Origin of the sequence: Streptomyces echinatus, assembly GCF_014203595.1 — a bacterium.
GTDB classification, from domain to species: domain Bacteria; phylum Actinomycetota; class Actinomycetes; order Streptomycetales; family Streptomycetaceae; genus Streptomyces; species Streptomyces echinatus.
Window position 1 is genome coordinate 221,032 of the sequence record NZ_JACHJK010000007.1, and the last position, 12,072, is coordinate 233,103.

Annotated in this window: 11 protein-coding genes; 4 read left to right on the plus strand and 7 right to left on the minus strand. The window is 73.8% G+C overall.

The window, feature by feature from the left end; translation table 11 throughout:
- Positions 1–4: 4 nt before the first annotated feature.
- The 3 genes from FHS34_RS20845 to FHS34_RS20855 form a co-directional block, all read right to left on the minus strand.
- Positions 5–952, minus strand: a complete 948-nt coding sequence (locus tag FHS34_RS20845; RefSeq protein ID WP_184967608.1) for an MIP/aquaporin family protein — start codon at positions 950–952, stop codon at positions 5–7.
- 98 nt (positions 953–1,050) lie between these two features.
- Positions 1,051–1,716, minus strand: a complete 666-nt coding sequence (locus tag FHS34_RS20850) for an SDR family NAD(P)-dependent oxidoreductase (protein WP_184967610.1) — start codon at positions 1,714–1,716, stop codon at positions 1,051–1,053.
- A 44-nt stretch (positions 1,717–1,760) separates the two neighbouring features.
- Entirely contained in the window at positions 1,761–2,447 is a 687-nt protein-coding gene (locus FHS34_RS20855) for a DUF6445 family protein (RefSeq protein WP_184967612.1), read from the minus strand.
- Between the two features lie 262 nt (positions 2,448–2,709).
- On the opposite strand from FHS34_RS20855, the gene FHS34_RS20860 reads away from it, so the two are divergent.
- The gene (locus FHS34_RS20860) at positions 2,710–3,453 is read left to right on the plus strand and encodes a DUF4142 domain-containing protein (protein WP_225817475.1); all 744 of its coding nucleotides are present in this window, start codon (positions 2,710–2,712) and stop codon (positions 3,451–3,453) included.
- A 292-nt stretch (positions 3,454–3,745) separates the two neighbouring features.
- On the opposite strand, the gene FHS34_RS20865 is transcribed toward FHS34_RS20860, so the two are convergent.
- The 3 genes from FHS34_RS20865 to thrS all read right to left on the minus strand — a co-directional run bounded on the left by FHS34_RS20865 (position 3,746) and on the right by thrS (position 7,807).
- A complete protein-coding gene (locus FHS34_RS20865; RefSeq protein WP_184967615.1) occupies positions 3,746–5,416 on the minus strand; it encodes a glycoside hydrolase family 13 protein in 1,671 nt (556 codons plus the stop codon).
- Positions 5,417–5,505: 89 nt separating this feature from the next.
- Positions 5,506–6,471, minus strand: coding sequence for a nucleoside hydrolase (locus tag FHS34_RS20870; RefSeq protein ID WP_184967616.1), 966 nt, complete (start codon positions 6,469–6,471; stop codon positions 5,506–5,508).
- Positions 6,472–6,502: 31 nt separating this feature from the next.
- The gene (thrS, locus tag FHS34_RS20875) at positions 6,503–7,807 is read right to left on the minus strand and encodes a threonine--tRNA ligase (RefSeq protein ID WP_184967618.1); all 1,305 of its coding nucleotides are present in this window, start codon (positions 7,805–7,807) and stop codon (positions 6,503–6,505) included.
- 310 nt (positions 7,808–8,117) lie between these two features.
- Here thrS and FHS34_RS20880 point away from each other — a divergent pair, with 310 nt between their 5' ends.
- Positions 8,118–8,909 carry a hypothetical protein gene (locus FHS34_RS20880; protein ID WP_184967620.1) on the plus strand — a complete coding sequence of 264 codons (792 nt, stop codon included), beginning with the start codon at positions 8,118–8,120 and terminating at the stop codon, positions 8,907–8,909.
- Positions 8,910–8,986: 77 nt separating this feature from the next.
- Here FHS34_RS20880 and FHS34_RS20885 read toward each other — a convergent pair whose 3' ends face one another.
- Complete coding sequence (locus FHS34_RS20885; RefSeq protein WP_184967622.1) at positions 8,987–10,330, minus strand: helix-turn-helix domain-containing protein; 1,344 nt, start codon at positions 10,328–10,330, stop codon at positions 8,987–8,989.
- Between the two features lie 114 nt (positions 10,331–10,444).
- Here FHS34_RS20885 and FHS34_RS20890 point away from each other — a divergent pair, with 114 nt between their 5' ends.
- A complete protein-coding gene (locus FHS34_RS20890) occupies positions 10,445–10,651 on the plus strand; it encodes a hypothetical protein (protein WP_184968147.1) in 207 nt (68 codons plus the stop codon).
- Between the two features lie 72 nt (positions 10,652–10,723).
- On the plus strand, positions 10,724–11,965 hold the full coding sequence (locus tag FHS34_RS20895) for an amidohydrolase (RefSeq protein WP_184967624.1): 1,242 nt from the start codon (positions 10,724–10,726) through the stop codon (positions 11,963–11,965).
- Positions 11,966–12,072 lie beyond the last annotated feature (107 nt).

Consider the following 12,072-nt stretch of genomic DNA (forward strand, 5'->3'; position numbering starts at 1 on the left):
CCGGTCACTCCTCGTCGGAGGTCCGCACCGGGGTCGACCGGCCCACCGGGGGCAGTTCGGCCAGTTCGGACCGGACGATGAGGACGTCACCGATGAAGAGGTCGTAGACCAGGATGCCGATCGCGCCGCCGACGAGCGGCCCGACGATGGGGATCCACCAGTAGTTGCTGAAGACACCGGCCACGCTTCCCGGGAACGCCAGGCTGCCCCAGCCCTCCGCGTACGTGAGCAGGCGCGGTCCGAAGTCGCGGGCGGGGTTGATGGCGTAGCCCGCGTTCGCGCCGTAGGACATGCCGATGGCGGCGACGGCGAAACCCACCACCAGCGGTCCGAGGTTGGCCTTCACGGCCTGGTTGCGCAGATCGATGACGGCGGCGATCAGCATGAGCAGGAAGGCCGTACCGACGATCTGGTCGATCAGCGGTCCCCAGACGCCGCCCTGGAAGTACGGGGCCGGGAAGGTGGCGAAGATGGAGAAGGTGGCGTTCGTGTGCCCGTTGACCTTGGGCCCCGGCGCGATGCTGTCGAAGGTGTTGATGGCGTCGTGGTAGACGAGGTAGACCAGCGCGGCGCCGGTGAGGGCGCCGACGACCTGCGCGAACCAGTACGGCAGCACCTTGGCCCAGGAGAATCCCCGGCGCAGGGCCATCGCCAGGGTCACCGCCGGGTTGAGGTGGGCGCCGCTGATGCCGCCGGCGACGTAGACGCCGAACACGACGGCGAAGGCCCAGCCCCAGGTGATGAGCAGCCAGTCGCCCGCCGCGAGGAAGATCGTGGTGGGGGTGGCGGCCCGGCCCGAACCGGGCAGCGCGGCCACCGCCATCGCGACGACACCGCAGCCGAAGGAGATGAGGACGAAGGTTCCGAGGAACTCCGCCAGGCACTCGCCCAGCAAACCGCCCCGGCTCCTGAGACGGGACGTCTTGACGAGCGCAGGGATTTCCACAGCCATAGAGGCCCCCTTTGAAGAGACCGAAGCGGCCAACATCACCATATTGGCCCACAAATCCACTCCCCGCAGGGTGACCGCCCCGGGGCCCGTGGGTGGGGTCAGTCGGCGAGGTCGTCGGCGTAGTGGCGGAAGCCGTGGCGCTCCTGGTGCATGGTCCACAGGGTCCGCGCGAGCACGTCCGGGTCCTTGCGCGCGTGTCCCGCCGTGATCGCCCCCGGGATCACCAGCTGGGCGACGTGGATCCCCTCGGCCGCGAGCCGGTCGTGCAGCAGATGGCCGTACGCGCTCTCCGCGGCGAAGGCGATGGAGGTCCCGGCCCGCTCGGGGTGCGGCACGGCGGCACTCCCGCCGTTGACGAACAGGATCGTCCCGCGTCCGAGCCGCCGCATCCCCGGCAGCACCTGCTGCACGGCGGCCACCGGTCCGTAGACGGAGAACTCGATCGGCCCCACCAGGTCCCGGTGCCCGGTGTCCAGCACGGGCCGCATGAAGTCCCGGTGCGGCACCGGACTGTACTGCAGCACCTCGACGGTCCCGAGGGCGTCGGCGAGTTCGCCCAGTGCCGCGGCCAGCTGCTCCGGCCGGCGCACGTCGGCGGCGAACCCGCGGGCGACGATCCCCTGGTCCGCGAGCCCGTCGACGATCACACCGAGGCGCCCCCGGTCCCGGGCGACGAGCCCGACGGGGAACCCCTCCCGCCCGAACCGCCGGGCGACCGCGGCCCCGAGCCCGGGGCCGGCTCCCACGATGGCGACACTGCTCATGCCCACCATCCGTACCGCGCGGGCCACCGCCTCACACCGGCCGCTCAGGCCATCCAGAAGAAGACCGCCGTCATCCGTTTCTCCTCCAGCGTCCGTCCGGTGTAAGCGGTCGCGCTGTGCACCAGGTTGGCGTGGTAGAGGAGCAGGCGGTTGTACCGGTGCGGGACGCGCACGTCCTCCTCGAAGTGGTCCGCCGGGACGAACCGCGTGCCGAGGGCCTCGACGAGGTTGGTGTGCGGGGCCTGGACGAGATTGCCGCCGAGCCGGCCGCCGGGCAGCGACTGGCGGTAGAACGCGGTCCCGCAGTCCTTGGGAACGTCCGGGTTGAGGTAGAGCACGGCCGCGTACCGGCACAGGGCGCGGGAGTCGGTGTGCGGGCGGGGTTCGCTCTCGCCCGCGCCGACCACCTGCACGCAGTTGTGGTTGAGGGTGCCGCCGCCGGGGGTCCCCTGCACCCACAGCTCCCGCGCCCCGGTCGCCTTCTTCACCAGCCGCTCCACGCGGGCCAGTTCGCCGGGTTCGAGGCCGGGCATGGCGCGCAGTCCGGGCCAGGCCTCGGAGGTGTACGGATACCCCTCGGCCCAGTCGTCCTTGGCCAGGCAGCGCTGCCGTACGGCGTCGATGTCGGGCAGCACGTCGTCCAGCACCCAGTAGTCGCGGCCCCGGGTGGGCTTGCGGTAGGGCAGGACGGGCAGCGCGACGGGCGGACGGGGCGGGGGCTGTGGAGGCATGCGGCGAATCTAGGACCGCGCCCGGTACGCCTTCGCCCGCCCGATGGTCAACGTTTCGGCAACCGTATGTCATGTACACCAACGAAGGGCAATCGGTCGCCCCGAACGCCTATTCACAGTTTTTACCCGCGCGGCAGAGACGAACGGCTCTCCCGTCCGTACTCCTGTGCGTCCAACCGCCCACGCCGTCACCGTGGGCCGGATCCACGGCCGGGCAGGAGGAACGGTGCGCTTTTCGCGTAACGCGACGGGAACTCTCTTCGTGGGCGGTGCCATGGCCCTCACCCTCGCGGCACTCGCCTACCCGGGCATGCTCGGCCTGGACAAGGTCACCACCGACCAGTCCCGCATCATCGCCAACACCCAGTGGGGACCGCTCACCGAGCAGGACCGGGACTTCGTGGTGAAGGTGCGGGCGGCCGGCCTGTGGGAGTACCCGCTCGGTCAGATCGGGCTGCAGAAGGGCTCCTCCAAGGGGGTGAAGACGGCCAGCGAGCACCTGGTCGACGGGCATGCCGCGCTGGACGCCTCCTGCCGCAAGATCGCCCCGATGCTGAACATCACGCTGCCCAACATCGCGAGCCCGCAGCAGGAGGGCTTCGTCACCCAGCTCAAGGGGGAGACCGGCAAGCAGTTCGACACCGACTTCGCCAACATCCTGCGGATGACCCACGGATCGATCTTCAACACCATCGCGAAGATCCGCTCCACTACCAAGAACTCGCTGGTCCGCGCCCTGGCCGACCAGGCCAACGACACCGTGCTCGACCACATCACGGTGATGGAGAAGACCGGTCTGGTGGACTTCGACCAGACCCTCTTCAACCAGACCACACCGCCGAAGCTGCCCCAGTCCGACCTGACCCCGCCGCCGCCCGCCGCGGGCCAGCCGGAGGTGGTACTGGCCCCGCCGCCGACCGCCACCTCCACGCCGCTGGACCTGAGCGGCCTCACCGGCGGCGGACCGGCGGGCGCCGCCCCCGGCCCCAGCCCGTCGGCCGGCTAGGGGGTTTCGTTTGGATCAGGTCGGATCAGGCCGCGGCGTCCGGTGCGGTGCATCGCAAGGCGGAGGACCATCCGCGTACTGGGCGTACTCGGGTGGTCCGACAACGCGGCGTGGGGGTACCCCCGGCCGAAGGCTGGGGGAGTGCCGTGCCGGGCGTCGCGGACCCGGGCTGATCCAAACGAAGCCCCCTAGGGCCGCCCCTCCGGACCGGACCGGGCTCGTGGTCCCCGCACCCGCCCGTCGCCGGTCCGTCGGCCGTCCATCCGTCGCCGGTCCGTCGGCCGTCCGTCGGTCAGGCCAGCCAGACCGTCGTGTCCGGTGGCAGGGTTCTGTCGTCCGCCGGCGGTGTGCTGCTCAGCAGGATCTCGCCGGGCGGCAGCGGTACCGGCTCGGAGCCCAGGTTGGTGACGCTGCGCCAGACCTCCGTGCGGGCGAAGTCCAGCACTCCGGCGGGCGCGCCCGGCGTCCAGGTCAGCGCCTCGCCCTCCAGCAGCTTGCGGCGCAGCCGCAGGGCCGTGCGGTACAGCTCCAGCGTGGAGCCCTCGGCACCGGTCTGCGCCTCGACGGAACACGCCGCGAAGGACGACGGCTGCGGCAGCCAGGCCGCGCCGGGACCGAAGCCGTACGACGGTCCGGCCGTCGTCCACGGCAGCGGCACCCGGCAGCCGTCGCGGCCCTTGCGGACATGGCCGGTCTGCTCCCAGATCGGGTCCTGGAGCACCTCCGTGGGCAGGTCGGCGACCTCGGGCAGGCCGAGTTCCTCGCCCTGGTACAGGTAGGCCGAGCCGGGCAGCGCCAGCATCAGCAGGGTCGCCGCCCGGGCCCGGCGCAGCCCGGCCGCCGGGTCCACCGCGGGTGCCGCGCCGCCGGACAGCAGCCAGGCGGCCGGGTCGGTGCCGGGCGGCAGCATGAGCCGGGACGCGTGCCGGACGACGTCGTGGTTGGACAGCACCCAGGTAGCGGAGGCCCCGACGGCCCGGGCCGTGGCCAGCGACCCGGTGATGACCTCACGCAGCTCCTCCGCGTCCCACCCCGCCTCCAGGTACTCGAAGTTGAACGCCTGGCCCAGTTCGTCGGGACGGGCGTACAGGGCACGCCGGGCACCCGGGACCCAGGCCTCGGCGACGGCGGTGCGCGGCGGGCTGTAGGCGTCGAAGATCTTCCGCCAGTCGCGGTAGATCTCGTGGACCTCGTCACGGTCCCAGTAGGGGTGGCTGCCCGGTGCCGTCCGCTGCAGGGCCGCCTCGCCGGTCGCGCCGATGTCGCCGACGTCCCGCAGCGGCTCCGCGAGGTCCTTGGCCAGGCCGTGGGCGACATCGACGCGGAAGCCGTCGACGCCCCGGCCGGACCAGAACCGCAGGGTGGTCCGGAAGTCGGCGCGGACCTCCTCGTTCCCCCAGTTGAGGTCGGGCTGTTCGGGTGCGAAGAGATGCAGGTACCACTCGCCGTCGGGGACCCGCCGCCAGGCGCTGCCGCCGAACACCGACTGCCAGTCGGTGGGCGGGAGTTCGCCGTGCGCGCCCCGGCCCGGCCGGAAGACGTAGCGGTCCCGGGCCGGGGAGCCGGGGGCGGCGCGCAACGCCTCCTGGAACCAGGGGTGCAGCCGGGAGGTGTGGTTGGGGACGACGTCCACGACGACCTTGAGGCCGAGGCGGTGCGCCTCGGCCACCAGGGCGTCGAAGTCGTCCAGGGTGCCGAGGCGTTCGTCGACACCGCGCGGGTCGCCGACGTCGTAGCCGCCGTCGGCGAGTTCGGAGGGGTAGAAGGGGCTCAGCCACAGGGCGTCCACGCCGAGCGTGGCCAGGTGGTTCAGCCGCTCGGTGACGCCCCGGAGGTCGCCGAGGCCGTCCCCGTCGGCGTCGGCGAAGCTGCGCGGATAGACCTGGTAGACGACGGCCTGCCGCCACCAGTCGGGGTTCCGGGACGAGAGGTCCGGTGAGGGGTCCGGCGGGAGGGCTGCCATACGGGCTCCGTTCGGGCGGTACGACGGTCGCTGTGCCGTGCGGTCGACAGTACAGAATCTGTCCACCTTGCCCGGGAAAGGAACAAGAACTAGCGTTCGACCGTTTCCAGGTACAGCTTCACGTACCGGTCGACGTCCACGTCCAACGCCACGTCCACCAGGGCCCGTTCACGTCCCCCCTCGTGGATCTCGGACTCGCCGGGCCGGGGACGGCGGTCCACGACGGTCTGGCCCCGGGACGGACCGGGCGCCAGCGAGACCTCGACCGGCAGCAGCCGGGTGCTGATGCCCCGCGGGTCGGCGACCGCGCACACCGCGCCCGCGTCGCCGAGGCCGCCCGCCTCCTCCGCCTCCGGCTGCTCGCCCTGGGCGGTCGGCCGGTGCGCGAGGAGCTCTCCGGCCAGACGCGTGCCGGGCTCGCCGCTCGCGCGCAGCCGGTGCACCTCGCCGGCGGGGACGACGACCCGCATGAAGACGTCCAGGCCGTACATCGTGATCGGCACCCCGGCCGTGAGCAGGATCGCCGCCGCCTCGGGGTCGTGCCACACGTTGAACTCCGCGACCGGCGTGGCGTTCCCGGTGGTCACGGCGCCGCCCATGAACACGATCCGCTCGATGTTCCGGGTCACCTCCGGGTGGGTGCGCAGCAGCAGCGCGATGTTCGTGAGCGGGGCGGTCGGGATCAGGGTCACCGGGCGCGGGGAGGCGAGGATCTCCCGGCGCAGCAGGGTGACGGCGTCGACGTCCGCCGGGACCCGGGTGGGCGCGGGCAGGCCCAGGTCGCCCATGCCGTCGGCGCCGTGCACATGCCGGGCCGAACGGGCCGGCTCCAGCAGCGGGCGCTCGGCGCCCCGCCCCACCGGGATGCCGGGGGCGCCCGCCTGCTCCAGCACGGTGAGGGTGTTGCGGACCACGCCGTCGACGTCGGTGTTCCCGGCCACGCAGGTCACCGCCCGCAGATCGAGCGCCGGGTGGCGTACGGCGAACAGCAGGGCCAGGGCGTCGTCGACGCCGGTGTCGCAGTCGATGATCACGGGAATGGGCTGACCGGTCACGGCGGACTCCTTCCGTCGTTGCGACCTTAAGTCAGGCCGGGCCGCCGTGGCCGGTGCCGGGCGGACGGTCCCAGAGCGCGGTGCCGCGTGCCGCGACCCGTTCGGCGATCCGGCCCAGCACCTCGGACACCGGGAGCGCGCCGGGCCGCCGCCCGTCCCGCAGCCGTACGGCGGCCAGCCCGGCGCCGGCCTCCCGGGCACCGATCACCGCCTGGTACGGCACCAGGCGCGGCACCAGGCGCGCCGCGCGGATCCGGGCGCCCAGGGTGCCCTGACCGGGTCCGGCGAGTTCGGCGCGCAGGCCGAGCGCGACCGCCTCGCGGACCACCGCCACCGCCCGCTCCACTTGCTCCTCGCCGACCGGCAGCACGACCAGCTGGACCGGGGCCAGCCAGGCCGGGAACGCCCCGCCGTGGGCCTCGGTCAGATGGGCGACGGCCCGCTCGACGCTGCCGACGACACTGCGGTGCACCATCACCGGCCGGTGCTTCGCGCCGTCCGCGCCGATGTACTGCAGGCCGAAGCGGGCGGGCTGGTGGAAGTCGATCTGCACGGTGGACAGGGTGGACTCGCGGCCCGCCGGATCCGCGATCTGCACGTCGATCTTCGGGCCGTAGAACGCGGCCTCGCCCTCCGCCTCCTCGTACGCCACCCCCGCCTCGGCGAGGACCTCCCGCAGCAGTCCGGTGGCCCGGTGCCACAGGTCCGGGTCGGCGACGTACTTGCCGCCCGCACCGGGCAGGGAGAGGCGGTGGCGTACGGCCTCGATGCCGAGGTCGGCGTAGGCGCGGGCGATCAGCTCCAGGGCGGCGCGGGCCTCGGCCACCGCCTGGTCCAGGGTGCAGAAGATGTGGGCGTCGTTGAGCCGGATGGCCCGCACCCGGGTCAGGCCGCCCAGGACGCCGGACAGCTCGGCGCGGTACATGGTGCCCAACTCGGCGAAGCGAAGGGGAAGTTCGCGGTAGCTGCGGGAGCGGGAGCGGTAGATCAGGGCGTGGTGGGGGCAGAGGCTGGGCCGCAGCACGGCCTCCTCGGCGCCGAGCCGCATCGGCGGGTACATGTCGTCGCGGTAGTGGTCCCAGTGCCCGGAGATCTCGTACAGCTCCCGTTTGCCGATCTCGGGCGAGTACACGTGCCGGTAGCCGGCCCGGCGTTCGGCGTCCCGGATGTACTCCTCCAGGGTGTGCCGGACGACCGCGCCGTCGGGCAGCCAGTACGGCAGGCCGGCGCCCATCAGCGGGTCGGTGTCGAAGAGGCCGAGTTCCCGGCCGAGGCGGCGGTGGTCGGGGAGCCGGCCCTGGCCGTCGTCGCTCACCCGGTCGTTCCGGTCGTTCATGGGGTCTCCTCCGTGGGGTCGGCGGGAGAGGCGGACACCCCGTGGCAATGCCGAAGCCCCGGGGCGTACGCCCCGGGGCTTCGGTGCTGGACAGGTGTCAGCGCGCCGGGACGGTCTCCGGCGTCGTCGTGCTCGACGGGCACTGCTGGGCGCGCTGCATGGACGGGACCGTAACAGCCCCCGTCCGGCCCGCACCACACGTTTTCCTCCGCCCCTCACCCGTACGGACCGGAGCGCTGGTGGGCCGGCCGGGCCGGTGATGCCGTGAGAGCAGGCAGTCCGCCGGCCGCACGCAGCCCAGGAGGCATCGATGTCCCCCGCGATACGCCCCCGCATACCCCGTGCCGTCCTCCTCCCGCTCATGGCCACCGGCCTCCTCGTCGGGGGCGGCTGCGCGGCCCTCGGCCTGGAACACCCGCGGAGCGCCCCGCACCCCCTGCCCACGCTCGACCGGCCCGCGCCGACGTCCAAGGCGTCCGCGCGGGCCGACGGTTCCACGCTCACCGACGAGCAGGCGCAGGGCGCCCTGATCACCCAGACGGACCTCGGCGCCCCCTGGACCGCCACGCGCGGCGCGGCCACCTGGCGGGACGCCCTGCTGAAGACGCGCACCACGGTCGCCGAGTGCCAGCGGCTGCTGGACGCCCTCTACAGCGACGAGCTCCTCGGCGCCCCGGCCCGCGTCGCCATCGGCCTCGACGACGCCGACACCGACGCCCAGATCCGTTTCCAGATCGGCGCCCGCCGCCCCGCGGACGTCGACACCACGCTGGCCTGGCTGGGGACGATGCCGACGAACTGCGCGCGGTTCACGGCCACCACGGACCTCGGGCTCGTGGAGGACGTCCAGGTGGTGAACGCCCCGCTGCCGGAGGTCGGTGACGTCCGCCAGGGCCTGCGGGTCACCTTCGCCGGTATGTCGGACGACGGGCAGGAGTTCCTGCTCACCATGGACGTGGCCGCCGTCCGGATCGGCGAGGACGCCTTCGCCCTGACCAACGGCGGTCTCGGCGACGTGCCGAACGACGCGACCCAGGCCGCCGTCCAGATCGGCGCCCTCCGGCTGGCGGACATCCGCAGGCAGGGCCGGGCACAGGTGTGAGACCGGGCCGGGCCCCGGCTCACAGCGGGGGCTGTGCCGGGGCCGGGCACAGGTGTGAGACCGGGCCGGGCCCCGGCTCACAGCGGGGGCTGTGCCGGGGCCGGGCCCAGGGTGGTGGTGCCGGGGGCGGTGCGGTGCCCCAGGCCGGTGCGGTAGGCGTCCAGGGCGGCCTCGACGCGGCCCGTGCGGCGCAGCAGGTCGCCCAGGAGGCGGCACAGGTCGGCCAGGTCACCGGCCGCGCCCGCGCGTTCCAGGAGGCTGAGGGCGCGGACGTAGTGCTCCTCCGCCGCCTCGGTGTCCCGGCCGTCCTCGGCGATGATGCCGAGCAGGCGGTGCGCGGCGGCGGCGTGGACGGCGCCGCGCTCGGAGGAGAAGTCCCCGAGGACGCCCTCCAGCAGCTCGGCGGCCTCCTCGGACTTGCCCCGGCGGTGCAGGACGTCGGCGAGTTCGACGGCGGCCTGGCTGCGGTACAGGGCGGCCCGGCTCGCCGAGAGCATGGTGTGGGCCTGCCGCAGCTCCGCCTCGGCGCGGTCCAGTTCGCCGTTCTGCGCACAGACGTAGCCGCGCATCCAGTGGCAGTTGGCCAGCTCGGTGCGCAGGCGCAGCTGGCGGTACAGCTCGGCGGCCTTGGCCAGGGAGACGTCGGCCTCGGCCATCCGGCCCTCGGCGAGCAGGGTACGGGCCACCGAGCGGTGCATCCGGGCGATCAGCGCGGGATCGCCGGCCCGCGGGGCGAGCGCTAGGGCGAACTCGGCGGCCTGGGCGGCACGGGCGTGGGCGCCCATGTCCATGTACGGTCCGATGACGCTGGCGTAGAGCAGCAGGAGCGCGTCGGGGTCGTGCAGTCCGCCGCGGTTCAGTTCGTCGAGGGTCGACTCCAGGAGGTAGACCGCGTACCGGAGTTCGCCCGCCAGGTAGTGGGCGACGGCCCGGCCCCGCACGGCGGGCACGCGCACCGGCAGGGCCTTCCCCGCCATCTGCTCCTCGGCCCGCTCGAAGTGCTCGCGCGCCTCGGTCAGCCGCCCGGTCTCCAAAGCGCATTCGCCGAGCCCCAGCAGGGCGGCGGCCTGTTCGCACCCGAGCCCGTGGGCCTCCGCCTCGGCGCGCAGCACGGCGTACTGGGCGGCGGCCTCCTCGGCCCGGCCGTCGGCGAGGGCGCGCTGGGCCTCGGTCAGCCGCAGCCGGACGCCGGTGGCGAGGTGGGCGGGTCGGCCGACGGCCAGTTCCTCGAAGGCGACCCCGAGCCGGTCCGCGATGTGCCGGAGCGCCTCGTCCGAGGCCCGTGCCCGGCCGGCCTCCAGGGTGGAGATGTAGGCGGGCGTGTAAGCGGGTTCGGCCAACTGCCTCTGGGTGAGACCGCGCTGCGTGCGCAGTCGCTGCACACGCCGCCCGACGACCTCTGGATCGTCCCGCTCCGGCATACCCCTGCCACCCCCAACTCCTCCGGCACCTCTTGCCGTTGGGATCCGGTAACCCCTAGGTTAAATGGCGGATTAAGCACGCTTAATACGCCGCTGTTGTGTTGCGAGGTCGCCGTGCCCGGACGTACATCCGCACCTTACGCACCCCCCACCGCCCTCTCCCACACCCACCCGCGCCCGGCCGGGCGGGTCACCGCGGCCCGGGGGGTCGTCGCGGCCGTCGTCGCCGCCACGGCGCTGCTCCTCGCGGCCAACGCCGGTCCGGCCCGCGCGGCCGACGCGCCGCCGGCGCCGCCGGCGTCCCGGCAGGCCGCGCACTGACGGCCCGGGGGCACGCGCCTCTTCGGGCCCGTTCCCCTGTGGAGTCCGCCGGCCGGGGCCTAACCTGACCCCGTGACCTCCCCCGCCGCCCGTGCCGCCATGGAACTGACCGCCGGTCTTCCCGTCCCGGCCCTGGAGGACTTCTACCGGGACCTGCACCGGCATCCCGAGCTGTCCCTGCGCGAGCACCGCACGGCCGCGAAGCTCGCCGGGCGGCTGGAGGACGCCGGGTACGAGGTCGCCCGGGGCATCGGCGGCACGGGGGTCGCCGGGGTGCTGCGCAACGGGGACGGGCCCGTCGTGCTGATGCGGGCCGACATGGACGCGCTCCCGGTCGCCGAGGAGACCGGCCTGCCGTACGCCTCCGGCACCGCCGGGGTGATGCACGCCTGCGGGCACGACCTGCACGTCACCTGGCTGGCCGGGGCGGCACAGGCGCTGGCGGCCGGGCGGGAGGCCTGGAACGGGACGCTGCTGGTGGTGGGGCAGCCCGCCGAGGAGACCGGGCAGGGCGCGGCCCGGATGGTCGCCGACGGGCTGTACGAGCGGTTCGGGCGGCCGGACGTCCTGCTCGGGCAGCACGCCGCCCCGGGCCCCGCGGGCCTGTACCCGCACGCCCCCGGCCTGATCATGTCCGCCTCCACGGACGTGGACATCGTGGTGCACGGCCGGGGCGGGCACGGCTCGCGCCCGGAGGCGACCGTGGACCCGGTGGTGACGGCCGCCTACCTCGTCACCCGGCTGCAGACGGTGGTGTCGAGGGAGATCGCCGCGGGCGAGTCCGCGGTGCTGACGGTGGGGCGGATCGAGGCCGGCAGCCGGCACAACATCATTCCCGCCGAGGCCCGCGTCGCGCTGAACCTGCGCACCCAGTCCGAGGCCGTCCGGCAGCGGATGCTGGCCGCGGTCCGGCGCATCGCGCACGGCGAGTGCCTGGCCGCCGGCTGCCCGCGCGAACCGGACGTCACCGTCGGCGCCACCTTCCCCCTGACCGTGAACGACGCCGGCACCGACGCCGCCGTGGCCGCCGTGCACGGCGAGGTGTTCGGCGCGGGCACGGTCTTCGATCCCGGCCCGGCGATGGGCAGCGAGGACTTCCCCGAACTCGCCCTCGGCTCCCTCCCGTACGCGTACTGGTTCGTCACCACCACACCCGCCGAAGTGTGGGAGCGGGCGCCCGGTGACACCCTCCCCGAGAAACTCGCGGCGGTGCCGAGCAACCACAGTCCCCACTTCGCGCCCGACCTGTCCACGGTTGCCCCGGGTGTCCGCACCCTGGTCTCCGGGGCCCTGGCGCTGTTGTCGGTGACATGACCTAGTCTTTCCACACTCGCCACACGAGGCACACGGCGCGCACAGGGGACTCGCACATCGCCGTGCCCGGGTGGCCCCATGCCTTCATTCGTTCCGGGGGGTTCGAA